A 24,834-nucleotide genomic window follows, 5' to 3' on the forward strand; every position below is an offset into this window, starting at 1 on the left:
ACTTTTCAAGGGGTTGACGGCATAGCGGCCTCACTCGAAACATCTTCGGTCATTGACCACTGCCAAACAGGAACCAGGACCATGCTGCACCATTGCATCACTGCGCAGGCTCGGGAATCGACCGGCGTCAGCCGCCGTTTCATCCTCCAGGCCGGCGTCACCGGCCTTTGCGCCTGCTTCTTTCCCTGGCCGGCGGTCGCCGCATCGAAGGCCGCCAAGGCGTCCGGACTGGCCGCCGCTCCCCCTGCCCCGAGCGCGCCGGTCGGTTTTTACATGGAAAACAAGGCCAAGTTCCTGGCCGATTTCAAGGGCATATGCGCCGGGGCCGAGAAATGGATGGCCGCGCGCGTCTCCGAACCCGTCGCCAAAGCCACGGCCGATGACGCGGTGCGCCGCTTCGAGTCCCTGCTCCCGGGCCTGCCCGATCTGGGCGGCCTGGCCAACCGCAACCAGCCCTTTATCACCATGGCCGGCTGGCTGACCGCACTCTATCAGGCCATGCGCGAAAAAGGCCTGGCCGCCAAAGATGCCGGGCGACTTCTCTACGACCTCTACGCCGCCGACTGGGCTTCGATCCCGCCCCAAAAGGCCCACGCCATGGGCGCGGCGCTCTTTTCCCCGGCCGCCCAGGCCAGTCTCAAGGAATGGGCCGAAACCAGCCAGCAGAAGCTGCTCCCCGGCGACTGGGTGGGCAAATTCATCCCCGGCGACGGCAAAGCCTTTGACCTCGGTTACGACTATACCGAGTGCGGCGCGGTCAAGTATTTCAAAGCCCAGGGCGTGGCCGAAGTGGCCCCGTATTATTGCCTAAACGACTTCCTGGCCTCGCGCGCCCAGGGCACGGGCCTCGCCCGCCAGCACACCATCGCCCAGGGCGATGCCCTGTGCGACTTCCGCTACAAGCAGGGCCGGGCCGTAACCCAGGACTGGAACACCGAGACGCCGCGCTTCGAAGGCAAAAAACCGGCGTAGACGTGAGGGAAAATTAGAAAAGAAAAGAGGAAGATGCCTCCGGCGGCCGGGGGGATGATCCCCCCGGACCCCTGCAAGGGGAAATAAGTTTAACTGGGCGGTTTGCCAGCGGAATCCGGTCGGCCGGGGACTGGGCCAGAGACGGGCCAGATACCGTTTGGATCTGCTGGAAAACACCATTGCTCCGACGGCCCCGAGAAGGCCAACCCTGCCGGTCCCTCCCGTAAGCAGCAAAGGGGCCGGGGCGGCACTTCCCACGCATCGGCCTTCCTCACTTCCAGGTACGCCCCCGTAAGCGCCCCATGACGCCTCGCGCCGACCATCATTTCCGTACGGACAATTGGTAGCCGGACACCTGCCTCCGGGCGGACGGAGGTTCCTTTTGTCTCCGGGCGTTCCTTGATTGTTCGTAAAAATATAAAAGTATTGCAGGATGCTATGACCGTTACGCACACGAATCTCATTCTGGCCTCGGCCTCGCCCCGCCGCCGCGAACTGCTCGGGCTGGCCGGCATCGCCTTCGATATTGTGGTCAGCCCCGTTGAGGAACCAGCCCCGGACACGGGCGAACACCCGGCCGCCTATGCCGCCCGCATGGCCAGGCGCAAGGCCGCGGCCGTGGCCAGGCAGCACCCCGAGGCCGTGGTCCTCGGCGCGGATTCGGTCGTGGCGGTTGGGGAAACGATTCTGGGCAAACCAAAAGATGCTGGCGACGCCCTGCGGATGTTGACGCTGCTGTCGGGCCGCACGCATCAGGTGGTGACCGGCTGCGCCCTCTTCGCCCCAGGCCGTGAGCCGGCAATCTTCACCGTCTCGACGGATGTAACGATGCTGGAGATTTCCCAGGCGCGATTGGCTGCCTACGTCGCCACCGGCGAACCCATGGACAAGGCCGGCGCCTATGCCATCCAGGGCGGCGCGGCGGCGTTTGTCGCGACAATTTGCGGGTCCTATACCAACGTCGTCGGCTTGCCGTTGGCTGAGGCTGTAGAAATATTGAGAACTTACGGGGCTATCACTCCAGCAAATCACTAAATAATCCCCACAGCGTGGGATTTTCCAAAGCAATTTCCCACAGGGTTCCCACTTGTCGACCGGGGTTGAGGGAAAGCCAAGGCCCCTATTTTTTTGCCAAATTCAAATTGGCACGGTTATGCTTAAGTAGTATGGTCATGAAAACGCTGGCTCGGAGTAACCCGTGAATATTCCTCCGTACTCTGAAATGATGCTACCTACTATCCAAGTTATTGACGAACTTGGTGGATCTGGGACAATCCAGGAAATTGCTGATGGAGTTATCCAACTTTTGAAGCTCCCAGAATCCGTAACATCCCAATTGCACAACCCTGACAAATCAAGTCAAACTGAAGTTGAATACCGCCTTGCTTGGTGCAGAACATATTTAAAAATATTTGGACTACTACAAAACTCTGAGCGTGGCATATGGTCTTTCACAGACAAGTATCAGCGAGGAATGAAACTTACTTCAGAAGAAATAATACAAAATGTGCGTAAAACAAATAAAAATTCAAAGAAGAAAGTAACAAATGAAAGTCCAGAAGCGATTCCAGAGCCAATCGACTGGAGAGAAACAATTCATCAGAAAATTCTATCCCTAAAGCCCGATGCCTTTGAGCGTCTTACGAAACGTTTATTGAGAGAAGCTGGATTCGTTCAAGTTGAAGTCACAGGTCAATCAGGAGATGGAGGCATAGACGGTAAGGGCATAGTGAAAATACAGGATGTTCTGAGTTATCATGTTGTATTTCAATGCAAGCGCTATAAAGGATCAGTTGGTCCTGGAGCTATCCGCGATTTTCGGGGCGCGATGGTAGGACGTGCGGACAAAGGACTTTTCATTACCACCGGAACCTTTACTCGTGAAGCGACCAAAGAGGCTACCCGTGACGGAGCCTCACCGATTGACCTAATCGACGGTGATGACCTTGTTGATCTACTCAAGAAACTCCGACTTGGTGTGAGTGTTCGGATGGTTGAAGAAGTTGAAGTCGATGGCCCGTGGTTTGAGAAAATATAGTGAGCTGCAGTTGGACTGACTGGTATCAAAGAATTCGAGTTTTCCGATTATCTATCGTCCGCAACTCCCACACAAATTCCCACGAGCTTCCACCACGTATCAGGCAATGGAAGGCCAGCTATTCTGGCTTGAATGAATAGGCTGGCCTTCCATTTCATGCCATGACTGCACGCTTGTCCGCCGCAACTTCCCCAGCACCACGCTAGAGCGTCTGTTTGAGCGACGTCACCGTAACCTCAAGAACCCGGGTCAAAAATGGAAACTTTTCTTTCATCATATCAAATTCCGGCCCCTGCTTGAGGAATCGAGCAACGCCTTCGAGCAAGAACCCCGTGCCAGGCCCCATGCACCCCTCGATTTCCTTGCTGCCGAGCGTCAACAGCACCTTGTCGTTTTGCAGTACCTTCCCCTCGGTTTTCCGCATTTTCCAGGCGGGAATGAGAAGCGTCTTCTCATCCGGGGTCACCAGATAGGAATTCCAGGTATTGACCACATGGGCCTCGCCATCCGCGCAGGTCACGATGGACACCACCCCTTCCTTGGCGATCACTTTCTTGAACGTATCCGTGAACATGGGAGGACTCCTCTGGTTGATCAAATCAAAGATACAACTTATCCTGGATTCATCTAGTCCACGTTTTGACGGCCGTCAAGACAGGACCGCCCTTTTGCGGTAAGAATATTGTCAGCGGATCGGGAGGTTCAGGGTGCAATTCAGTATTGGAGTGGAATACGCATTTCACTCGCTTTTCTACATGGTTGACATGCCCGAGGGAAAGACGGTGGGGATCAGGCGCATCGCGCAATTGCATGGAATTACCGAAACGTATCTCTCAAAAATCTTTGCCAAGCTCGGCCGGGCGCACATCGTCAAATCCATCCCTGGCGTCAAAGGCGGTTATGCCTTGGCCAGAGACGCCGCCGACATCTCGTTTTGGGATATCATCGAAGCCGTCGAGGGGCCGGACTATCTTTTCCAGTGCGCCGAGATCCGCAAGAAAAACATCTTTGTGGACGATCCGTCGGTCTTTTCGGAAAAGTGCCCGTGTCTGATCAAGGTGGTCATCCAGGAGGCCGAGGACGCTTTCCGCGACAGTCTGCGGCGCAAATCCCTGCGATGGTTGTTTGACCGCGTGCGCGGCAGCTTTCCCGAGGCCAAAAAGCAGGCTATGGCGGACTGGATCGACGGCGCTTAGAAGGGATGGGGCAGCGTCCGCCGTCGCGGTTGGCGGACCCCATGAAGCCTGGCAGTGGGGAACGAGCGATCTGGCGACATGGACTGGGTTCGCCGTCGCGGCTGGCGGCAACAAGACGTATACGGACGCCGGACAGGCGCGCCGGGCCGCCCCCGTTGCAAGAGAGCCCAAACACACGTGCGGTCCGACAGCTCCCTGACCAATTTTCAGCCTGTCATGCGCCTTCGACTAAGCCGCGCAAATCGATTTGAGCAACCCCATCGACAAGCGTTATCTGCATGGTTTGCAACAGGTGCCGTTGACTGGCATACAGGCTCTTGCATTGCGCGTTGACCCGGAATTGCAGCCGATTCTCGGCGTCCAGGCGGTGCAGATACTTTCGCTGCACCGAGAGTGGGCGCAACTTTTTTTCAAACATGAATTTATTTAACAAGTACAGCTTCTGACCAGTCTTTTCCTTGGCAATGCTCTTGTTTTTGATCGACTCATGCTGCGCATCGTTGCCGACAGAGAATCCTCTGTGGGCCAGGACATTTTCCTTGTCAATATATCCGGTGATATATCCATCCATGTTGGCGCGAACGCCATATTCAAGATCTTCATAGCCATATAGTCCGTATTCTTCGTTCCAAAAGCCAAGACGTTGATGGACATGATGCGGAATCAGCGCACATCCGCCCCCGCAGGACTCAAAGACCTGAAGCGTATGCCCGCTGTCCAGAACACGCCGCTCGGTTTTGTGCCAGTCACAAAATTTGTAACCGACCATGCCGATCGTTGGATTGGATGCCGCAACGTCGACCAGGTACTCCATCCAATGCCCGTCAACAACCTCGATATCATTGTCCAATTTTATATACGCATCGTCTTTGGAAATAAGCCAGCCAAGATTGGCCGCAACCGCAATACCCATATTTCGACCGATGCAAATAAGGTTATGAATATATTTTTTCTGCTCATACTGCTGTAACAGTTCGACAGTTCCATCCTGACTCCCGTTATCGACGACCGTCAGCGTGAATCTGCCTCGCGTTTTCTCCAGAATTGAATCAATACAAATCTGTGTCAATTCCTTCCGATTGTACGTAACGACTACGACATTTGGCATATACTGTCCTGCAGATCATTCTGGCCCGGGCCTAACGGTTTGCTGTACAGGCAATCGCCTCTACCATACAGCACGGCCTGCGCCTGGGCAACAACAGCCGCCCAACCAACCGAGATTTCTGGACTCCCTGCCTGTGCAGGCTCAATGTTCTTCATCCGCCGCGCCACCGCCAGGGCGGACTTGCCGCCGTGCCCGTGCAGTCCCGGTGCATCAGGCAGCCTGCGCAGCACCCCGCCCCGCTGCCCCGCGCAGGGTCACCGCCGCCACCACCACCGCTCCGCCGACAACGGCCCAGGTTCCAGGCAGTTCGCCGTAGCCAATGGCCACCAGCAGCGGGTTGCAAATCGGCTCCAGGGTCATGAGCAGCATGGCGGACAAGGCCGGCAGCCGCTTGATGCACCAGACATAAAGCGCCAGCGACAGCCCCTGTTGCACGATGCCCAGATAGCCCAGGCCGGCCAGGGCAAGGACACTGTCCGGCAGCTCGCCGGCCAGAAACGGCACGGCCGCCAGCACCGTCAGCAGATGTCCGGCGATGACGGCCGAGACCGGCGAGTCCTCGCGCCCGGCCCGCATGCACAGCGTAAAGGCGGCGTAGCAAAGGCCGCTGCCAACGGCCAGGATATTGCCCCAAAATCCGCTGGCCGAGAGCTTGTCCACGAAAAAAAGCCCCATGCCGCCAAGGGTGGCGGCTATAAACAGCCAATCCGCCTGCCGCGTCTTCTCGCCAAGGCAATACGGCGCAAGCAGGGCCACGTAGACCGGGGCGGTATAGGCCAGCAAAATGGCGTTGGCGGCCGTGGTCAATTTGGTCGCCGCCACGTTGGTGAGTAAAAGGCCGGCATAGGCGGCGGCCGCGCCCAGGCGGGCCGGGGTCGGGCGAAAATCCAGGCGCGCCCGGAAAAGCAGGAGCAAAGTCGCGGCCGAAAGCAGGCTGCGCCAGCCGGCCACGGCCATGGGCGACAGCGGCACGAGCTTGATGGCCAGCCCGCCGGTGCTCCACAGCAGGGCCGTCGCCGCCATGCCCCAGGCGGCCCGGGCGTTCTCACGCATGGCGTGTCTCCGGGGGATCGTCTTGCGGTCGCCGTCAAAGCGGCGTAACAGCCCGGGACAATGAACCAATTGCTCGCGGGAGGCAATCCCGTGAAGGCGTGAGCGATGTTTGAAGCCGAGATCAAGTACGTGGCCGGCCCGGGGTTCACGCCCCCGGGGGCGCGCCTCCCGGAGGCCGTCTACCGCGACGTCTATTACGATGCACCGGACGGGGCGCTGGCCGCCTCTGGGCGCGAGCTGCGGCTGCGGCGGATGGGTGAGACGGCGCTCCTCACAGCCAAAGCCCCGCCCTTTGACGCCGCCACCGCCTCCAAAGAGGAATTCGAGGCGGCCGTGGCCGATCCCAAGGCGACCGCCGCCCTGCTCGCCGCCCTGGGCTATGTCGAGCGCATCTCCCTGACCAAGCACTGCCGCCGCTTTCAGGACGCCGTCGCCGGCTTGGCGCTGGATATCACCGTGGTCACTGTGGACTTCGACCCACGCACCTTTGTGGAAATCGAGCATCTGGCCTCAACGGAAACCGAAGCCAAGGCCGCCCTGTCGGCCATCCGCGCCTATGCGGCCGGCCTGGGTCTTACCCGGGAATGCCGCGACGCCTATACCGATCTGGCCCTGGCCGCCTTGGCCGCGTCCGCCCCGGACAAGCCCTGAGCCGCAAGGACACGGCTGTTTGCGACAATTTCGTCGCCCTTTTCCGCCAATTTTGCAGCACTCTCCTCGTCGTTTCCCGACCGGGTTCTGGCTTCGCGGCCAATCGCGCCCATTTGTGCAAACGAAATCAGTGACCTGTCCTTTGTGTCACAAATTCTCCACATTGACGGTGTACTTTGCACGAGTCTTGCTTATACTAGCAGCTAGCGTCCCCCGCCCTACCGGCGAGGGTAATCACATCGAGGAGGTCGCCATGGAATCGGCTCTGACGCTGCGTACAACTGTTCCGCCGGAACTCAGTGACGAAGGCCTCGTTCTCCACCATGTGTCTGTCTTCGAAGTGGAATTCGGCTCCGGGGCCATAGACACCATGCGCCGGGCCATGCGTGAAGTGGCCACCCAGACGGGCGTCAGTTTCGACGACGTCATGCTCGGGCTGTCCGGGCATATGTACTGGGTGGAAAACACGGGAAAACTCGTGTGCGTGATCCCCCTGCCCGAAAACGACCTCTATCTGGAAGTCCCTGAGGATTTCTGGCGCATCCGCGAACGTTCGCGGGCCACCCACTAGCATCCCTGCTCCCTTGCCGGTTGGCGGTCCGTTCCAGACGGGATGGACCGCTGCCCGGTTCCAAGCCTTGCCCCGCGCCCGCTTTTCCGGCATGCTCCGGCAAAATTTCCGGGATTATGCCATGTCGCCAAGCATTTCCGATTTTCCCAAGGCCCTTTTTGAGGTGCTTGAAACCGACAAGCTCCAGCGTCGTTTTCTGGAAGCCCTGGTCGAATTCCAGAACGTGGAACGCGGTTCGCTGTGGATCAAGCGCCCCGACGGCTACCAGTGCATCGAGGCCACCGGCGACGAAGCCGACCGGCTGGTGGGGTTTCTCGTGCCCAGGGGCAAGCCGAGCATTGTCGGCTGGGTCATCGAAAACGGCCAGATGACGATTGCCGAACCCGGCAAGGACAAGCGCCATTTCAAGGAGGCGGAATCGGGCATGGACGTCAAGTCCACGCTCATTTTGTGCTACCCGTTGGTGCTCAAGGACGGCGACGTCTACGGCGCGGTGGAAATCATCGACACGGCCCACGGCGGCAGCCGGCTCAATCTGTCCAAGGAATATCTGGAGCTGCTCGAAGAATTCGTGGCCATCGGCTCCATTGCCCTGGGCAACGCCCTGGCCTTTGCCGACCAGAAAAAAGAGACCCAAAAGCTCAAGCGCATCATCGGCGAATTTCGCGGCGAAACGCCGCTGGTGGGAAAAAGCCCGGCCTTCAAGACCGCGCTCGATGCCGCCGCCAACTACGCCCGCACCGATTTCCCGGTGCTCATCACCGGCGAATCCGGCACCGGCAAGGAACTCTTCGCCCGGGAAATCCACCGCCTAAGCCCGCGCAAGGACAAGCCGTTTCTGGTGCAAAACGTCTCGGCCATCCCGGACACGCTGCTGGAATCGGAATTGTTCGGCTATAAAAAGGGGGCCTTTACCGGGGCCGACCGCGACAAGATCGGCCTGTTCGAGGCCGCCAACGGCGGCACGGTCTTTCTCGACGAAATCGGCGATATGCCGCTTGGCTTGCAAGCCCGCATCCTGCGCGTCCTCCAGGAAAACGAGATCAAACCCCTGGGGGGGGCCGAAACCCGGCAGGTGGACGTGCGCGTCATCTCGGCCACCAACTGCGACCTGCCCCGGGCCATTGCCGGCGGCGTCTTTCGCGAGGATCTCTTCTACCGCTTAAACGTCCTGCCGCTTCGCCTGCCGGCGCTGCGTGAACGCCCGGAAGACATCCCGGAACTCCTTGACTATTTCCTGGCCCGCGACGCCGCCCGGCTGGGGTTGCCGCCAAAGAGCTTCTCGGCCAAGGCCAAACGCGCACTGTGCCAACGGCCGTTGCCGGGCAACGTGCGCGAGATGGAAAATCTCGTGCGCTTCCTGCTGGCCACCGTGTCCGGCCCGGTCATCGACGAGGAGGATATCCCGTCGCCCATCGAACACGGCGACCCGGGCCAGACGCTGACTCCCTGTCCGGCCCCGGACCAGGACGCGGCCAAGGACGGAACAGCGGGCGCATCCGCTGCCTCGGACCTGACCGCCTACACCTGGGAAGAGCTGGAACGCACCTACGCCCTGGCCCTGCTGGAGCGGTTCAAATGGAACGTGACCAAGGCGGCCAAGGCCGCCGGGGTCAACCGTTCGACCTTTGACTCCCGGCTGCGTAAGCTCGGCATCAATAAAGAATAAGGCTCAGCCGGCCGCCCCCATCGAGAACCGCCAGGCACAGGCGCAGTCGTCGCGCGTGCTGTCGGGCGGGCAACTCACACAGGCGACCCTGATGCCCGGATCGATGCCGGCGGCAAAGGCCGTATATTCCACCGTGCCGCCCGACACACAGGGATACGGCGGCAACCCCTGCCGGGCGCGGGCAGATTGCACCCGGCACTCCACCATGCGAAGGACCAGCGAGTCCGGCGTTTCCTCGATAAAATCCAAGGCATTGATATTGGCGATCAGCCGGGCCGACAAGGCCGCCCGCAAGGCAGGCAGGCCGCCGCGCTCGGGCAGCCCAAGGAGCTCCCTGGCCCGCACCGCCTCGTAATAGCCAAGCCGCGACCAGCAACTGTCGTTGACCCGCTTGGCGTCGTGCATGCCGCGCGCGTCCTCCACAGCCCGAAACCATACCCCGTCCGCCGCCAGCCAGGACACCGACAGGGCGGTCAGCAGCTTTTCCAGACGCTCTTCCCCAAGCCCGGCCAAAAGCGTTGGCACGTCGCCCGGCAAGTCAAGCGCCCGCTCGATGCGCCGGGTGAGCAGCGGCACGAAAGCGTCGCCGGCCTTGGCCTCCAGGGCCACGGCCTCAGCCGTGCCGAACTGATGGGTTGCCTCGGCCAGCCACAAGCCGTAATGCACCGCAATCTGCCGCCCCGCCTCAAGGATCTTGCGGGCGAGCAGGTGGAGCGCCTCCGGCGGCCCAGAGAGACGCTGCCTCTCCGGAGCCTCTGCGCCGGGGGGGATCATCCCCCCCGGACCCCCGGGAAGGGTGGAATGGTCGTGGGTCATTTTTTTTCCTTTATGAACTTGTCACGTTGCAGAAGGCCTCGGCCGCGCCGGCATCGGCCAGCGTATAGGAAGAATGAGCGCCCACGCCAAAAATGACAGCCGCAGACAGAGCGGAAACAAAGAAAAGAATCAAAAGCCTTGTGGCAATGGGCAGGTTCTTCAAGACAGACACTCCTTGTCTTGACCATGAGGGAACCGGCCGGCCCAGGAAACGGGCCGGCCGACGCAAAAGTGGGTCGGGGAAGGATTAAAGAGCGGCGCCGCCAACCAAGGCGACGAGATAGGCGACGGTGGCCACGGCGACAAACTCACGGGTACGGCGGACAAAGGCGCGGCGTTTGGAGAGCATAAACTCGATCATGCCCAGGCGCTCGTCAGGTCGGTCACGGATATGCGGCAATTTGTCGATGTAATGATCCATGTAGGCATGTTCGGCCAGCAGGAGCAAATAGATCCGGTGGCGAAAATACAATTGGTAGAACAGAACGAAAAGAAAAAAATAGACGGCGAAAATCACGATCGAGTAGGTCAGACTCAGCATCAATACCTTCCTTTGCGGCCAGTGGCGCAGGCCGCCCGCATTTCCGTCTTCCCACACTTCGCCCCCGAGTTCAAGACGCCGCAACAGCCCTTGCCCCGCTGCCGGGCGCGTTGTAGCCTGCCGCCGATCCAACTTTTGCGGAGGCCTTCATGTTCACAAACGACCGTCTCGCCCTCCTCGTCTCCGGCCTTGGCCCCCTGGGCCGGATGCCTTACGCCCAGGGCACCTGGGGCTCGGCCGCCGCCGTGCTGCTCGCGCCGGTGTGTTTCCTGCCGCTCCCCATTTTCGCGCGCCTACTCCTCCTGGCTCTGGTGTTTTATATTGGGGCCAAGGCAGCCGACCGCACCGAGAGCATCCTTGGCCGCAAGGACCCCGGCCATGTGGTCATCGACGAACTGGTCGGCCAGTGGCTGACCTTCCTGCCCCTGGCCGCGCCCAGCACCTTTGACATGGTCGCCGGCTTTTTCCTGTTTCGGGCCTTTGACATCCTCAAACCGCCGCCGGTGCGGGCCTCGGAGAACTGGCTGCCCGGAGGCTATGGCGTCATGATCGACGACGTGCTGGCCGGGATCTACGCCTGCCTGAGCCTGCTCGTGCTCATCTGGCTGCGCGGGTAAGGCTTATTCCCCGGCAGCTCTGGCCGGCAGGTCCGGCCGGGCGGGATGCTCCGCCGGATCGGCCGCCGCGTCGACCTGGGCCTGTCCTGGCCCCAAAGCGCGCCTGTGCCGCCTGGATGCGATCAGCTTTGTCACAAAGTGGACAGCTGGCCGTACGCCTTTCTTGCGCCAGGGCCGTTTTAAAACATCTGGGGGACAGGCCGGGCGGCAGGCGATGACGATTTTTGCCCATTGCCGGGGCGACGTGCGCAAAAACCGTACTCGGACACGGTGACGTTTCTTGCAGGAAGGTGGGGTGGATGCTCGCTGGACGAGGCGCGCCGAAAGACTCCAACAGGCCGCCGGCCGTGACAAATCTGAAATCGTCCAGGCGACGGCGCGGCCGGGTGTGGCTTAATGAAACAACAAGCCGCGGTAGATGAAGCGTTCGTACACAGTGCAAAGCCGCCGGGCGTTTTTCCGGGCCAGTCCGAAATCCATAAGCCGGCAGTACATGTGCACGGGATTAAGCCGATGTTGCAGATAATTACGGATGGTGTTCATGGCGTTGCCTCGCTTGGGCACTGTTCCCAGTCCCCTTGAAGCCAAGCAAGAAATGTTCCTGCCGACTCCAGCCCAACAATCAGGAAGCTTCACACTGCTTATCGGCATTTTGGGACAAAGGCTTACGGGAGCGGTCGCCCCGGCCATAAAAAAAACCCGCGCCGGAAACCCGGCGCGGGCTGTCCCGCCAGGGGACTGGAATCGTCAGGATTTGGTGATGGCTTCGGCCGGGCAGGCGTCGATGGCTTCATCCACGCAATCGGCCTCGGCATCGGCCTCTTTCACAACGGCCTTGTCGCCGTCGCCGTTCATCTCGAACGCATCGGGGCAGGTCTCAACGCAAGCTTCGCAGCCCATGCAAGCATCGTCATCGATAACAATGGCCATGTCCGGTCCTCCTTGAGTTTTGTCCGGCGTCGCCATGTCCGGATTTCCCTGAGAAACCCCCTGCGGCGACGTCCGACTTCCGTTTACACGCTCTGCTGTGTCACTGGCACGCAAAAACCTCAGCCGCTCCAGGGGTACCCACGCACCCCGGAAAATGCCTTCGCGATCCGCAGCGTGATGGCAGGCGCAACATCGTGCAAATGTACGATTTGCACCCAAATTCAACCCAGGACGGGTACCGTGCCCGGGAAGTTCGTCTATGACGGGGCGCAAACGAAAAGTCAAGAACGGGCGGCCCGCGCCAAAACCGGGAAAGTGTTGACAACCCGAGGGTATTCTTGAAAGCCTGATCAATCATCGGACCACCCGGGACACGCGTCGGATTTGGCCTTTGACGCCTGTTACCAAAACCCGTACACTTGATAAATGCGGTTAAGGTCATCGACAGACGGCTTCGACGGATGGAAACGACTCTGAGGGCCATGTTACCAGATATTCACGACCTGCTCGAATCCCTGCCCTCCCATGCAGCCGTTCTCGACAGAGCCGGCCTGCTTGTTGCGTCCAACACCGCCTGCCTCGAACTCCTGCGCGAAATTGATCCGGACATGGGTCCTGGCCGGCCCTTTGGCGCTTCCTGCGCCAAAATGCTGACCCAGCCCGTGGGCGCCGCCGTACAGGAAGGCATAAGCGCCGTCCTGGACGGCAGCCTGCCGCGCTACGAGATGGACCTGCCCTGTGGCTGTGTCAGTGCCCAGACCTGGCGGGCGCTTTGCATCACGCCGCTGCATGGAGCCTTTCCCGGAGCCCTGGTCACGCTGGCCGACATCTCCCGGCAAAAACAACTCGAAGAGCACATCCTCCACGACGCCTTTCACGATACCCTGACCGGCCTGTTTAATCGCGCCCTGTTCATCAACCGGCTCGATCAGGCCATCAAACGCCTCAAACGCAGTCCGAAGGCCCTCTACGCCGTCCTGTACCTGGATATGGACCGCTTCAAGCTCGTCAACAAGACTTTCGGCCACGTCACCGGCGACCGGCTGCTCATGGTCATCGCCAACCGGCTGCAAAAACAGTTGCGCGAACTCGACACCCTGGCCCGATTCGGCGGCGATGAATTCGCCATCCTCATTGAGGACATTGCCGGCCTGGAGGATGCCTGCTCCATGGCCGAGACGGTGCTGCGCCAGCTGGCCCAGTCGTTTCGGCTCAAAAAACAGGAAATTTTCGTCACCTGCAGCATCGGCGTGGTCCTGGGTTCAGCGGCCTACGAACACCCCGACCAAGTGCTGCGCGACGCCGACAACGCCATGTACAGCTCCAAGGAGCACGGCGGCGACCACTACACCGTCTTCGACGCCGGCATGCGCGTGCTCACCCAGCGCCGCATGGAAATGGAGCTGGCCCTGCGCCACGCCATGGAATCCGGCGAGATCACCGTCCATTACCAGCCCATTGTGTCCCTGACCTCGGGCGAGGTCACGGGCTTTGAGGCCCTGGCCCGCTGGCAACATCCGCGCCAGGGGTTGATCGCCCCCTCGGAATTCATTCCCATTGCCGAGGAGACCGGCCTCATTAACGAGCTTGGGGCGCTGATCCTGCGCCAGTCCTGCCGCCGGCTGGTGGAGCTTCTTCGGGCCAATCCGGATTGCGGCGACCTGACCCTGTCGGTCAATATCTCGGGACGCCAGTTCAAACGCCCGGACTTCGTGGACGAAGTCGCGGCCATTTTGGCCGAGACCGGCATCAATACCCAGCTCGTCAAGCTCGAACTGACCGAATCCGTGCTCATGGACGACGCCGACGAGGCCGTCCGCACCATCAAGCGCTTGAAAGCCCTGGGGGTCAAAGTGGTCATCGACGACTTCGGCACCGGGTATTCGTCCCTGTCCTACATCCAGCGCTTCCCCTTCGACAGCCTCAAGGTGGACCGGTCGTTTGTGGGCAACATGAACGAGGCGGAACAGAACATGGAGATCGTGCGGGCCATTATTGCCATGGCCCACAAACTCGGCCTGGAGGTGGTGGCCGAGGGCGTGGAACTGGCCGAACATCGCACGGCCCTGTCCGAATTGCGCTGTGAAAGCGCTCAGGGATTCTTCTTTTCCAAGCCCGTGCCGGGTGAGGAACTCGATCTGCTCATGCGCAAACACTGGAAAGACGATGCAACGTCACGTCTGTAAGCCACCCCAAAAAAGAGATTCTCCGTCGGCGCAGGAGCTGCTTACACAGCCGGTTCCGAAGCTCTGCTTCGGGAACTCTTTTTAGTACGCCTGGAGAATCTCTTCCAGTGACGCCTCAATGCGTCTGGTATGGGTGGATCTTTTTATTTTGCTCACCCCTCCGTCGTCGTTGCGGGTATATCGCCTGAGGAACTGCTCCCCTTGTACTTCATACCTAACCACTCCTGGTTCGCTGTAAAGCCCCGGGAGCGGTCTAATTGCGCCGGTGGGCATGGCAGGAAACCAGAAAAAGCGCTGCCCGCAGTCGCAGCACCTCGCGCGGGGCGCGTTCCATCAGCCCATGGGCCGGCATCGGTTCCATGGTGGCCAGAGCGGTTTTTTCCCGCAGCCCACGGTCGGCATAGCCCATGGCCACAAGCTCTTCCAGGGCGGCCAGGACGTTTTGGCGCTCCTGGGAAAAGGCTTCCCCCAGTTTGGCGGCGTGTTCGGGGTGATGGACGTCCAGAACCGGCGTTGCGGCATGGGGCATGGCGGGATGGGGCGATTTCATAACGTACTCCTTGCCCGGTCTTTTCGGCCGGATCGGACCCACCGTTAGGGCCAGGACAAAATTTCCTGGCACGATTGCTGCTTTCCCTGGGGAAACGCAGGGAAGCGATATCCGTGAAACAGACACCACCCTCTTTTCGACCCATCCGATGCCAGACCCTCTGGCTGTTGCTTGCCGCCGCCGTCCTGTGCCTGACCGTCGCCATACCCCGGAAAGGCCAGGCCGCCGATCCGGCCCTGGCCGCTGTGCGCGAGCCTGATGTGGCCGCCGCTCCGCCCAAAGCCGGCCTGGCCCAGGAGGGCCGGGACCTTCGGGTGGTGCTCAAAAAAAGCGCCCCGGCCGAAGGCACGCCGCGCGTCGGCGGTGCGGCCTCCTTTGAAGCCCGGCTCTTTCGCGGCGAGCGGGAAGATCGCCCGGGTGATTACGAATGCCGTTGGCAGGCTGACGCCGGCGCCAAATTTTTGGAGGCTGCCGGTCCCTGCACCAATACCGCCGTCTTCATGCGCCCGGGAGTGCAGCGGGTCTGGGTGGAGGTGGTGCCGAAGTCCGGTCCTTCCGCCGGTCTGGCCGCTGTGTCCGATCCGGTGGTGCTGGAAATATCCCAGCCGAGTTTCGGCCTGGCCGCCTCTCCGGTTGCCCCGCTCGTCGGCGAAGAGACCACGGTTGCCATCCGGGATTTCCCGGTCCATGAGGGTGTGGAATTTCGCTGGGACCCCCTGCCGGCCCAGGCCAAGCTCGTGCGGGTGGGGGAACGCAGCCTGACGTTTTACCCGACCGAGGCCAAAACGGTGCCGGTCAAAGTGACGGCCGTGGCCGGAGAGGCCGGTAAAGCCGGCGGGACGCTGGGTTCGGCCAAAGCCGACATCCCGGCGCGCAACTACACCGTCACGGTGGACAACCGGGGACTCACCGAAGCGCCGGCCACAGTCTGGCGCGACGGCGAAGGTCCGGTTGCGGCCGAGGGCGTGGCGGTTGGCCAGCGCGTGGGCCTTCGGGCCGCCGTGGCCCCGACGCCGCCACATCCGCCCCTGGCCTATGCCTGGGGCCTTTGTCCCGGTGCCCGGGCGGCCGGCGGCGAAGACACCCGGGAAATTGCCGCCTCGCGCCGGGAGACCGGTCCCTGCCCGGTCTCGGTCGAGGTGCGCGATGCCCGGGGCCTGCTCCTTGGCCGGGGCCAGGGCGAATTTACCGTGGCCGTGTCCCAGGCCGAGCTTGATGCCGCAGCCGAGCGGGCCAGGGAAGTGGACAGCCTCGTGCGCGAAGCGGCCGCGGCCTGGACCGAAGGCGATCCGGTCCGGGCGCTGGCTGCTGCCGGGCAGGCGGTGCGCCTGAGTCCCAAAGATCCCGCCACCGTGGCCGCCCTGGACCGGGTGGTCCGCGACAAGGGCCGCCTGGACGACCATCTGGCCAGGGCCACTGCGGCCCTGGCGGTGGATGATTTCGACGAAACCGCGGCCATGCTCGACGCGGCCGCCAAGATCAACGCCAAGGCTTCGGCTATCCCGGCCGCCCGGCTGGCCATGGAAAACCGCAAGGCCTTGCTCGGCCGCATCGGAAAATTACTGGCCACGGCCCGGGAGAAATGGGACGCCGGCGAAGTGGAAGGGGCTTTGGGCCTGACCGGCAAGGCCCTGGAACTCGACCCGTCCCATGCCGCGGCCAGAGCCGAGCGCGAACGCCTCGTCGCCGCCCGGGATCGGCTCATTGCCGCACTCAAAGAGTCTGCCGGCTATCTGAGCGCCAAGCGTTTCGACAGTGCGGCCAAGGCCCTGGACGAGGCCCGAGCCATCAGCCCCCGGTTCGGAGCCGTGGCCGAGATGGACGCGGCCATCGCCGCCCGGAAAAAACGGGCCTGGAGCCTGGATGAACGGCTGGCCCGGGCCAGGGACCAGTGGAACGCCGGCGACGCCGACACTGCCCTGGCCACGGCCAGCGAAGCCGCAGCCCTGGACCCCGAGCACCAGGGCGCGGCCCAGGCGCGCAAAAACCTGGCCCTGGCCCGCGACAAGCTTACCCGGGCCGAGGAACGGGCCGAGGCGGCCCTGGCCGGCGGCAAGCTGGAGGAAGCCCGCACCGCCCTGGCCGAGGCCGCCAAAATAAACCCCCGCCATGGGCGCATCGCCGAATTGCAGGATGCCGTGACCCACCGGGCCGGCCGGGATCAACGTCTGGCCGCCCTGGCGGCCGAAGCGGCCAAGCGAAACGCCGCCGGCGATCTCGACGGCGCGCTGCTGGCCGTCAACGACATGCTGGCCCTGGTCCCCAATGACCCGGCCATCACAGCCCATCGGGCCAAACTGGCCCGGGCCAGGGACGCCGTGGCCGACGCCCTGGCCCGCACCCGGGACTTCCTGGCCGCGCGGCGTTTCGATCTGGCCCTGGCCGCCCTGGCCGAGGCCGAAAAAATCAATGCCAAACTCCCTGTTGTCGCCGAGTGGCGGCAAAAAGTGCAGGCGGAAAAAAACCGCAGCGAAACCGACCTGACCGCCGCCCTGGCCCAGGCCGACAAATTGGCCGACGCCCGGGAATTCGAAGCGGCCCGCCGGCTTCTTGACACAGCCCGGGATGCCGGCCCCCTGCCCCCGACGTTGGCGGCCAAGGCCCGTGACCTCGAGCGCCGCATCGACGCCGGCCGGGTCCGCCATGAAGACGCCAAACGCGAACAGAAAAACCGGGGACAGGCCACGGCCGGCGCCGACGCCGACCGGGCCGGACGCTGCGAGGCCCTGGGCAGGCAGGCTGGCGGCAAACGCGACGCCGGCGACCATGCCGGGGCCATCCGCGACTATCAGGCCTTGCTCACCCTGTGCCCGGACACCTGCCAGGCCTACAACAACGTCGGCACGTCCCTGTTCTCCCTGGGCTATGCCGCCGAATCCCTGCCGTGGTTTGACGAGGCGGTCAAATGCGCCCCTTCGGTGGCCCTGTTTCAGGACAATGCCGCCCTGACCCGCAAACGGCTGGCCGCCGCCCAAGCCCCAGCTTCGGATGTGGCTGCCCAGTGTTCGGCCGCTTTTGAAAAAGCCGAGCATCGGCGCGGCGGTGGTGATCTGACCGGCGCGGTCGAGGGCTACAAGGCCGTGGTCAGCCGCTGTCCGGACTTCTGCGCGGCCTACAACAACCTGGGCCTGACCCTGCACAAGCAGGGCCGTACCCCGGAATCGCTGCCCTTCTTCGAACAGGCCCTGCGCTGCAACCCCCAGGACAGCCTGTTTAAGGAAAACTACGAACTGACGGTCAAACGCCTGCGCACGGCGGAGAAACGCCCCTGACGCTCCCAGCCGGACCGCTCTGGCCATGCCGTTCGCCCAAGCCGCCTCCCGGGCAGTGTTCTGGCGCCGCACGGTGGCCGGCCCACGGCAGCGCCCTCCCACTCCCGCTGTCCGGGCATGCTCCTGGCGATTCGACACGACCGGGAGGCACACCAGCCGCCTGACGCTGCTCCCAAAGCCCCTCCCCCGAGCCAGACCTGACGAACGCGCTTTCGGCAAACCCGTGCCAAGCGCCGCAACCGATCCAACCGGCGTTGCGAGAGCGCCTCTTATCGCCGCCTGTTGCGCGCTCCAGGGCTTGCCGCCTTCCCCCGCGCCAACCGCAGCGGCCTCCGCAAAATCAGATGGATCGGCCGTTGGTTCCACTTTTCGACCGGACACAACAAAAAAGCGGCCGCCGGGAAACCCCGACGGCCGCTTGGCTCGCCTGCGGCGAAGAAAGACTAGTAGGTGGCGCGGAATTCGTCGCGGCGGTTCTTGGCGTACGCAGCGTCGCTGGTGCCCGGATCCAGGGGACGTTCCTTGCCGTAGCTGACAGTGGACAGCCGATCGGCGCCAATGCCGAGGTTGGACAGGTACTGGGCTGCAGCCTGGGCGCGACGCTCGCCAAGGGCCAGGTTGTATTCAGCCGTGCCGCGCTGGTCGCAGTTGCCTTCCACGATCAGTTTGATCTGGGAGTACTGGCGCATGATCTCGGCCTTGCGGGTCAGGATCTGCCGGGACTCGGCGGTCAGGTTGGAGCTGTCCAGGGCGAAGTGGACCATCTGGGCCAATTCGGTGGAAGCAGCACCGAGCTTCTCACGAAGGGCGCGCTCCTGTTCCAGACGAGCACGTTCCTGCTCTTCCCAGCTGGTTCCGGAACCGTCGCCGGGACCGCCGGCCTTTTTGGCGCAACCAAAACCGGCCAGGGAAAGCATCAGAACCAACATAGCCATAACTAACATCTTCGAACGCATCATGATTCTTCCTCCTCACATTGCCCGCCTGGGCATTAAAAATACCGCAGGGCTTTGCCCCGGGTATCGTCCAGGGTGCTGGCGAAGCACAACTGGAACCGGCCCCCAATTACGCCTCCTGCAATTAATTGCAACAGGGAATTAACGGGTGTTCCGGGGAGTTGCGAATTCTTCACAACCCGCTGACACCATAGCCCAGGTCCGGAACGATTCCAGGCCTTGGGCGTCCCCGCCCCGCACCAGGGAAGCACGTTTTATTGGGGGAGCGGCCCCCAGCTCGGCATATAGGCAGCCCCGTCGCCGGTGGGAACCATGACCGGCGGCGCGCCGTGGCGCGTGGTCACGAAAATCTTTTTCCCCCCGCTCCTGGTCGACGAAAAGGCGATGAAATAGCCGTCCGGAGAAAACGACGGGTTTTCGTCCGATCCGCCGCCGGACGTCACCTGCGTTTCCTGGCCCGTGGCCAGATCCATGACAAAAACCTTCTGCGCCCCGCCAAGCTGTTTGGTAAAGGCAATGAGCTTGCCGTCGGGACTCATGCTCGGGTTGGTGTTGTAGCCCGAGGAGGTGACCCGCCGGCCCGAGCCGCCGTTGACGTCTTTCACATAAATATTGGGGCTGCCGGTCTCATCGGAAACGTAAGCCATGGAGCGCCCCGAGGCGTCAAAAGTGGGCGACACCTCGATGCCGCCGCCAGCAACCAGGGGCCGGCCGGGCTGATAGCCGCTGCCAAGCAGATAGATGTCGGCCTTGCCGTGCATGGTGAGACTCACGGCCACCTGCCCGTCGGGCAGAAAATGCGGGCTGACCACGTTGGTCGAGGGCAGGGTATAGACCTGCGGCTTGCCGCCCCCGGACCAAACACCGAGATAGTGGCCGCGCGAACCGATCAGGGTGAACACAATGCGCCGTCCGTCAAAGGACCAGGACGGACTGACGGCCATGCCCAGCTCATTGTAGCTCGTCACACGGGTAAGGCCCCGGCCGGTCGGACGCACGGTCCAGATATCGGTGCCCTTGGCCGTGCTGGGTTTGACGAAGGCGATCTGGGAATTGAAAAAGCCGCCCTGGCCGGTAAGCGCCTGCATCAGTTCCATGCAGAAGCGGTCGGCGATGTCGGGCAGCTGGGCGTCGGTCACCGAATCGTAGCCTTTGCCGACGAGCACCTTTTGGGAATAAACCTCAAAGGCACGCAGTTCGACGTTGCCGAGATTGCTGCCGGGCGTCCAGCTGGCCGTGACCAGCACATCCACCTTGGCCAGCGAAAACGGCTTGAAATCGATCTGGTCGGCGGTGGCCCCGCTCACCTGTCCGGGCACGTTGGATTGGGGCACGATTTGCAGGAAGGGCAAAAACTGCAGGTCTTTGTTGATGAGGTCCTGGAGCTTGTCCGCCGGGGTGAGCTGGCCGCCGCCGGCAAAGGGCCTGGCCATGACCAGATTCATCTTGGCCTGCCCGGGTCCCTGGATATCGACGGCCAGGGAGGTCTGGGCTTCGGCCCGGAGGGCCACTAAGCACATGAGAACGGCCAGGGCCGCACTCCACATTCCGGTCAGAAACATCTGCTTGCGCATGGTCATTGCCTGAAGTCCCTGAAATTTTTGTTTTGAAAGGTTGCGACGCCGCTCGTGCAAAGAGAGGGACAGGGCGACGTCTGGACCGGATGCGAACGGGTCTCCCCGGGCTGCGTCCGGTCGGGTCACGCCATGTGACCCCTCATAGCCCTATCCAGCGCCGGGCGCAATTGTCCGGCTGGCAATCGAAAAAAAACATCACTGTCCGAGTTCCTGGGAGCTAAACCGCAATTGCAGGACATTGAGCCCGGCCGGGGGCGCGGGCAGGGTCTCGGTTTCCGCCACGGACTTGAGCGCCGAGGCGTCAAAATTGGCTTGTCCCGACGGCTGGACCAGCCGGTAGTTCAGAATACGGCCGTCCTTGTCGATGTTCACCTCGACCATGGCGAGCAGGTGCTGTTTGGCGCCGCTCTGGGGGAAGCGCCAGTTCTTTTTCACTTCGCGGTTCACGATCTGGCCGTAGACTCCCATGGTCACGCCGCCGCCCCCGCCGCCAGCGCCGCCGGGCGTGCCGCCGCCCCCGCCGCCGCCGGCCGCCTTGCGGGCATCAGCCAGGGCCTTGGCCACAGGATCGCCTCCGGCCTCGCCCTTGCCGGGTCCCTGCCCGGAGCCGGAACCGCTGCCGGGGCCGGCCTTGGACTTGGCGTCCTTGAGGGCCTGGGCCAGCATTTCCTTGTCGGAAAGCTGCTTGGATGCGGCAGCCGCCTTGGCCGCGTCCGCCGCCTTCTTGGCATCCTCGGCCTTTTTCGCCTCGGCAGCCTTTTTGGCGTCTTCGGCCTTTTTGGCCTCTTCGACCTTTTTGGCTTCGTCCGCTTTCTTCTTGGCGTCTTCTTTCTTGGCCTCGTCAGCCTTCTTTTTGGCTTCCTCGACCTTCTTGGCTTCTTCGATCTTCTTGGCTTCCTCAAGCTTCTTGGCCGCCTCGGCCTTGCGCGTGGCTTCCTCGATCTTCTTGAAATCCGGTTTCGGCTCGATCTTCGGCTCAGGCTTGGCCTGTTCCGTGGGAATAGGCTTGGCCTTGGGCTCCGGCTCGGGCTTGGGCTCAGGTTTCTTCGGCTCGGGTTCGGTGCGCTTGGGCTGGGGCGGCTCGGGCACGGCTGCCACCGGCTCGGGCGGTATGGGCTTGGCCGGCGTGGCCGGAGCCTCGGCCGGTTCGGGCAGCGCCTCCTGGGCCTTGGCCGCCTCGCCGGGACCGCCGGCCGGTTCCGGGGGGCCGGGTTCCGGGCGGTCGCCCGGGCCTTTGGGACCAGGGGGCAGGCCGGCCTCGCCAGGCGGCAGGCCCGGAGGCGCCAGGGACACGAGATCGACCTCGTAGACCGGCACATTGAGCTGGAATTTGACCGGTTCGATATTGACGAACAGCAGACTCGCCAACACCACCGTCAGATGGAGAAAAATGGAAAATATCCAGCCGAGGACGCGCATGATGCTTCTCGATTGGTCACGGGCCGGGACGGCGTCCCGGCCGGGCCTATTTCTTTTTGGCGGCGGCTGCGGCGGCGGCTGCGGCGTTCTTGGCCGTTTTTTCGTCTTCGGCCACAACGCCGAGCTTGTCCACGCCCGCTGCCTTGATGATCCCCATGACCTTGACCACCGTGCCGTAAGCCACAGACTGGTCGGCCCGCAGGAACAACTGCTTTTTCTGGTCCGTCACCAGCCGTTTGACCTGCCCTTCCAGGTCGGCGAAATCCACCTGGTACTTGTCGAGGTAGATCGAACTGTCGGCCTTGATGGTCAACACCAGGCTGTCGTTTTCCTTGGGCAGAACACTCACGGCCCGGGTCTGGGGCAGATCGACCTCCAGGCCCTGGGTCATCATGGGCGCGGTGACCATGAAAATAATCAGCAGCACGAGCATGACGTCGACAAAGGGCGTGACGTTGACGTCGGCCAGATACCGACCCTTGCCGCCGGTCTGCATACCCATGGCCTAAAACCTCTCGGGAGCGGCCGGCCGGCGCGAAGCAGGCTGAGGACTTTGGCCGGCCTCGCGCGGGGTCCAGGTGACCTCGCGCTGGATGCGGTTTAAAAACGCGCCGGCAAAATTGACCAGTTCGTTTTCGATGGCCTGGATGAATCCCAGAAAATAGTTGTAGGCCAAAACCGCCGGGATGGCCACGGCCAGACCGATGGCCGTGGCCACCAGGGCCTCGGAAATGCCCGGGGCGACAGCGGCCAGGGCCGCAGACTGCTGCTGGCCGATGGAGTGAAACGAGTTCATGATGCCCCAGACCGTGCCGAAAAGGCCGATAAAGGGCGTGGCGTTGGCGGTCGTCGCCAGAAACGGCAGGGACTTGGAGAGCTTGCCAAGCTCCGTGGTCACGCCCTGGCGCAACACCCGGCGGATGTTGTCCATGGCAACGTGGCCCTTTTCCGCCGGATCAAGGTCGGCCTGCTCCATGCGCACCAGTTCCTCAAAGGCCATGCGTCCGACGGCAAAGGCCGGGGAATGGCGGGACTGGCCCAGGGACTGCATGGCCGAACGCAGGGTGTCGGCCTCCTGAAAACGCTCGTAATCCCGGGCTGTGTCGCGCTTGGCGGCAGTGAGGGTAAAAAGCTTGATGAAAATGATGCTCCAACAACCAAGGGACATGAAAACCAGCACGCACAAGACGAATATAACCGTCGGCGTGGCGCTGGCCATCATGGCCCACAAACCGCCATGCGGCGTAAGCGCGTCCATTGCGACCCACCTGTGGGATAAACTGTAGCTGGTTAGGAAAGCACGCGGTCGGCCAGGGCCGGCAAAGCGATTTCCGCCGGCGCGGTAATGCACACGTCGGCCAAGCCTTGGTAGGCGCTTTCCGTAAGATTGATTTCCACAACACCCCCGCCCCTGGCCTTGATCTCCCTGGGCAGGAGATTGGCCGGGGCGACCTCCCCCGATGTTCCGGCCACCACGACAACGTCGGCGGCAAAGGCCAATTGACTGCTTTTGTGCAGAGCGTCAAGTGGAATGGCTTCCCCAAAAAACACGCTGTCGGGACGCACCACCCCGCCACAGGCTTCGCAACGCCAAGGCAAAGCCTCTGGCGAGAGCGTCCTGGCCAGGGCCGGATCGTGCGCAAGGCCACAGCCCATGCAGGCAAAACGGTTCAAGCCGCCGTGAAATTCCACCACATTGTGCGATCCGGCGGCCTGATGCAGCCCGTCAATATTCTGGGTGACGACACCCGTCAATTTTCCCGCCGCTTCCAGCCGGGCCAGGGCAAAATGGGCCGGACCCGGCCGGGCCGCAGCCACCATGGCCAGCACCTCGTGCAAAAAGGCCCAGACCCGGCCGGGCTGGCGGGCCAGGGCCTCGGCCGTGGCCACGGCCATGGGATCATGGCGCTCCCACAACCCACCCGGGCTGCGAAAATCCGGGATACCGCTGGCCACCGACACCCCGGCCCCGGTCAGGGCCAGGACACGGCCGGCCCCCCGAATCATGGCCGCCGCCCTGTCCAACGCTTTTTCCACCCCCGCATCCCGCATCGCGGCTCTCCCTGCCCTGATAAAACGGATTGTGGTTTTTCCCAGGAGGCTTATAGTGATCCATACGTGCAGCCTTGCACGGTTCCCCAAGGAGGAACAATTCCATGAAACAGCGTATACGCTCCCTGCTCCTTATAGCCGCCCTGGTCCTGCCGACCCAGGCCCTTGCCGCCGAAGGCATGCTCCTGGCCCAGCAACAGGGCCAATATCCGCCTGGCGCCATGCAGGGGCAACCGCAGCAGGGCCAGCCGCAGCAGGGGCAACCGCAACAGGGAACAACCCGCCACAAAGGCGGCCAGCCACAGGGCATGATGCAGCAAGGCGGCCAGCCGCAGGGTATGATGCCGCAAGGCGGTTCGCCCGGGATGCAGCAGCCCAGGCAGCCCATGACGCCGCCGGTCGTGATGACCCCGGCCCAACCCGTGCCGCCGGTGGTCATCAACCCCGGCCCGGGCGTTCCGCCGCAGCCCGGCTACGGGCCGCAGGGACACTCTCCCAACCGCCAGTACAACGCGGTTATGCGCTGCAACCAACGTCAGGCGTCCTGCGCCCAGAACTGCAACCGACGGACCTACGGGCAGACCAGAAATATCTGCAACACCCAGTGCAACGCGGCCTTTGTCAACTGCACGACCCGGGCCAATATGCGCTAAGCGCGCC

The 24,834-nt window shown here is 62.5% G+C and carries 26 protein-coding genes; 11 read left to right on the forward strand and 15 right to left on the reverse strand.

Annotated elements, in window-relative coordinates:
• The first annotated feature begins 81 nt into the window (after window positions 1–81).
• The 3 genes from NY78_RS11195 (at window position 82) to NY78_RS11205 (ending at window position 3,010) form a co-directional block, all read left to right on the forward strand.
• Window positions 82–972, forward strand: a complete 891-nt coding sequence (locus NY78_RS11195) for an L-2-amino-thiazoline-4-carboxylic acid hydrolase (protein WP_043635735.1) — start codon at window positions 82–84, stop codon at window positions 970–972.
• A gap of 438 nt (window positions 973–1,410) precedes the next feature.
• Entirely contained in the window at window positions 1,411–2,007 is a 597-nt protein-coding gene (locus NY78_RS11200) for a Maf family protein (RefSeq protein WP_043635738.1), read from the forward strand.
• A 163-nt stretch (window positions 2,008–2,170) separates the two neighbouring features.
• Window positions 2,171–3,010, forward strand: coding sequence for a restriction endonuclease (locus NY78_RS11205; RefSeq protein ID WP_043635741.1), 840 nt, complete (start codon window positions 2,171–2,173; stop codon window positions 3,008–3,010).
• A gap of 202 nt (window positions 3,011–3,212) precedes the next feature.
• Here NY78_RS11205 and NY78_RS11210 read toward each other — a convergent pair whose 3' ends face one another.
• Window positions 3,213–3,584, reverse strand: a complete 372-nt coding sequence (locus tag NY78_RS11210) for a pyridoxamine 5'-phosphate oxidase family protein (protein ID WP_043635743.1) — start codon at window positions 3,582–3,584, stop codon at window positions 3,213–3,215.
• Between the two features lie 133 nt (window positions 3,585–3,717).
• Here NY78_RS11210 and NY78_RS11215 point away from each other — a divergent pair, with 133 nt between their 5' ends.
• Window positions 3,718–4,206 (forward strand): RrF2 family transcriptional regulator, encoded by a 489-nt coding sequence (locus NY78_RS11215; protein ID WP_043635746.1) that lies wholly within the window; start codon window positions 3,718–3,720, stop codon window positions 4,204–4,206.
• Between the two features lie 214 nt (window positions 4,207–4,420).
• Here NY78_RS11215 and NY78_RS11220 read toward each other — a convergent pair whose 3' ends face one another.
• Together NY78_RS11220 and NY78_RS11225 are read right to left on the reverse strand one after the other, a co-directional pair.
• Window positions 4,421–5,314: a glycosyltransferase gene (locus NY78_RS11220; RefSeq protein ID WP_043635748.1), complete on the reverse strand. Its 894-nt coding sequence runs from the start codon at window positions 5,312–5,314 to the stop codon at window positions 4,421–4,423.
• A gap of 210 nt (window positions 5,315–5,524) precedes the next feature.
• On the reverse strand, window positions 5,525–6,367 hold the full coding sequence (locus tag NY78_RS11225; protein WP_043635750.1) for a DMT family transporter: 843 nt from the start codon (window positions 6,365–6,367) through the stop codon (window positions 5,525–5,527).
• 105 nt (window positions 6,368–6,472) lie between these two features.
• On the opposite strand from NY78_RS11225, the gene NY78_RS11230 reads away from it, so the two are divergent.
• The 3 genes from NY78_RS11230 to NY78_RS11240 all read left to right on the forward strand — a co-directional run bounded on the left by NY78_RS11230 (window position 6,473) and on the right by NY78_RS11240 (window position 9,258).
• A complete protein-coding gene (locus tag NY78_RS11230; protein ID WP_043635752.1) occupies window positions 6,473–7,018 on the forward strand; it encodes a CYTH domain-containing protein in 546 nt (181 codons plus the stop codon).
• A 253-nt stretch (window positions 7,019–7,271) separates the two neighbouring features.
• On the forward strand, window positions 7,272–7,589 hold the full coding sequence (locus tag NY78_RS11235; protein ID WP_043635754.1) for a hypothetical protein: 318 nt from the start codon (window positions 7,272–7,274) through the stop codon (window positions 7,587–7,589).
• A 121-nt stretch (window positions 7,590–7,710) separates the two neighbouring features.
• Window positions 7,711–9,258, forward strand: a complete 1,548-nt coding sequence (locus NY78_RS11240; RefSeq protein WP_043635978.1) for a sigma-54-dependent Fis family transcriptional regulator — start codon at window positions 7,711–7,713, stop codon at window positions 9,256–9,258.
• A gap of 3 nt (window positions 9,259–9,261) precedes the next feature.
• On the opposite strand, the gene NY78_RS11245 is transcribed toward NY78_RS11240, so the two are convergent.
• From NY78_RS11245 to NY78_RS11250, 3 genes are all read right to left on the reverse strand, one after another.
• Window positions 9,262–10,032 (reverse strand): DUF6125 family protein, encoded by a 771-nt coding sequence (locus NY78_RS11245; RefSeq protein ID WP_082139985.1) that lies wholly within the window; start codon window positions 10,030–10,032, stop codon window positions 9,262–9,264.
• Between the two features lie 52 nt (window positions 10,033–10,084).
• Entirely contained in the window at window positions 10,085–10,237 is a 153-nt protein-coding gene (locus tag NY78_RS23715) for a hypothetical protein (RefSeq protein WP_197084234.1), read from the reverse strand.
• 84 nt (window positions 10,238–10,321) lie between these two features.
• Complete coding sequence (locus NY78_RS11250) at window positions 10,322–10,615, reverse strand: hypothetical protein (protein WP_043635755.1); 294 nt, start codon at window positions 10,613–10,615, stop codon at window positions 10,322–10,324.
• Between the two features lie 149 nt (window positions 10,616–10,764).
• Between NY78_RS11250 and NY78_RS11255 the strand changes: the two genes are divergently transcribed.
• Window positions 10,765–11,232 (forward strand): phosphatidylglycerophosphatase A family protein, encoded by a 468-nt coding sequence (locus NY78_RS11255; protein ID WP_043635757.1) that lies wholly within the window; start codon window positions 10,765–10,767, stop codon window positions 11,230–11,232.
• 393 nt (window positions 11,233–11,625) lie between these two features.
• On the opposite strand, the gene NY78_RS25245 is transcribed toward NY78_RS11255, so the two are convergent.
• Together NY78_RS25245 and NY78_RS11260 are read right to left on the reverse strand one after the other, a co-directional pair.
• Window positions 11,626–11,775, reverse strand: coding sequence for a hypothetical protein (locus NY78_RS25245; RefSeq protein ID WP_197084235.1), 150 nt, complete (start codon window positions 11,773–11,775; stop codon window positions 11,626–11,628).
• Between the two features lie 204 nt (window positions 11,776–11,979).
• On the reverse strand, window positions 11,980–12,162 hold the full coding sequence (locus NY78_RS11260; protein WP_043635759.1) for a ferredoxin: 183 nt from the start codon (window positions 12,160–12,162) through the stop codon (window positions 11,980–11,982).
• 482 nt (window positions 12,163–12,644) lie between these two features.
• On the opposite strand from NY78_RS11260, the gene NY78_RS11265 reads away from it, so the two are divergent.
• Window positions 12,645–14,348 (forward strand): putative bifunctional diguanylate cyclase/phosphodiesterase, encoded by a 1,704-nt coding sequence (locus NY78_RS11265; protein WP_043635762.1) that lies wholly within the window; start codon window positions 12,645–12,647, stop codon window positions 14,346–14,348.
• Window positions 14,349–14,601: 253 nt separating this feature from the next.
• Here the strand turns inward: NY78_RS11265 and NY78_RS11270 are convergent, their stop codons facing one another.
• Window positions 14,602–14,898 carry a hypothetical protein gene (locus NY78_RS11270; protein ID WP_047960151.1) on the reverse strand — a complete coding sequence of 99 codons (297 nt, stop codon included), beginning with the start codon at window positions 14,896–14,898 and terminating at the stop codon, window positions 14,602–14,604.
• Window positions 14,899–15,011: 113 nt separating this feature from the next.
• Here NY78_RS11270 and NY78_RS11275 point away from each other — a divergent pair, with 113 nt between their 5' ends.
• Window positions 15,012–18,170: a tetratricopeptide repeat protein gene (locus tag NY78_RS11275; protein WP_231583943.1), complete on the forward strand. Its 3,159-nt coding sequence runs from the start codon at window positions 15,012–15,014 to the stop codon at window positions 18,168–18,170.
• A 443-nt stretch (window positions 18,171–18,613) separates the two neighbouring features.
• On the opposite strand, the gene pal is transcribed toward NY78_RS11275, so the two are convergent.
• The 6 genes from pal to NY78_RS11305 all read right to left on the reverse strand — a co-directional run bounded on the left by pal (window position 18,614) and on the right by NY78_RS11305 (window position 24,174).
• Complete coding sequence (gene pal, locus NY78_RS11280) at window positions 18,614–19,129, reverse strand: peptidoglycan-associated lipoprotein Pal (RefSeq protein ID WP_043635764.1); 516 nt, start codon at window positions 19,127–19,129, stop codon at window positions 18,614–18,616.
• A 251-nt stretch (window positions 19,130–19,380) separates the two neighbouring features.
• Window positions 19,381–20,700 (reverse strand): translocation protein TolB, encoded by a 1,320-nt coding sequence (locus NY78_RS11285; protein ID WP_231583944.1) that lies wholly within the window; start codon window positions 20,698–20,700, stop codon window positions 19,381–19,383.
• A 198-nt stretch (window positions 20,701–20,898) separates the two neighbouring features.
• On the reverse strand, window positions 20,899–22,122 hold the full coding sequence (tolA, locus tag NY78_RS11290; RefSeq protein WP_043635766.1) for a cell envelope integrity protein TolA: 1,224 nt from the start codon (window positions 22,120–22,122) through the stop codon (window positions 20,899–20,901).
• A gap of 46 nt (window positions 22,123–22,168) precedes the next feature.
• A complete protein-coding gene (locus NY78_RS11295; RefSeq protein ID WP_043635768.1) occupies window positions 22,169–22,624 on the reverse strand; it encodes an ExbD/TolR family protein in 456 nt (151 codons plus the stop codon).
• A gap of 3 nt (window positions 22,625–22,627) precedes the next feature.
• Window positions 22,628–23,380, reverse strand: coding sequence for a MotA/TolQ/ExbB proton channel family protein (locus NY78_RS11300; RefSeq protein ID WP_043635771.1), 753 nt, complete (start codon window positions 23,378–23,380; stop codon window positions 22,628–22,630).
• Window positions 23,381–23,412: 32 nt separating this feature from the next.
• Window positions 23,413–24,174, reverse strand: coding sequence for an SIR2 family NAD-dependent protein deacylase (locus NY78_RS11305; protein ID WP_043635773.1), 762 nt, complete (start codon window positions 24,172–24,174; stop codon window positions 23,413–23,415).
• A 104-nt stretch (window positions 24,175–24,278) separates the two neighbouring features.
• Between NY78_RS11305 and NY78_RS11310 the strand changes: the two genes are divergently transcribed.
• Window positions 24,279–24,827, forward strand: coding sequence for a hypothetical protein (locus NY78_RS11310; protein WP_043635776.1), 549 nt, complete (start codon window positions 24,279–24,281; stop codon window positions 24,825–24,827).
• The last annotated feature ends 7 nt before the right edge of the window (window positions 24,828–24,834 follow it).

It is taken from the genome of Desulfovibrio sp. TomC (genome assembly GCF_000801335.2).
Lineage (GTDB): Bacteria > Desulfobacterota > Desulfovibrionia > Desulfovibrionales > Desulfovibrionaceae > Solidesulfovibrio.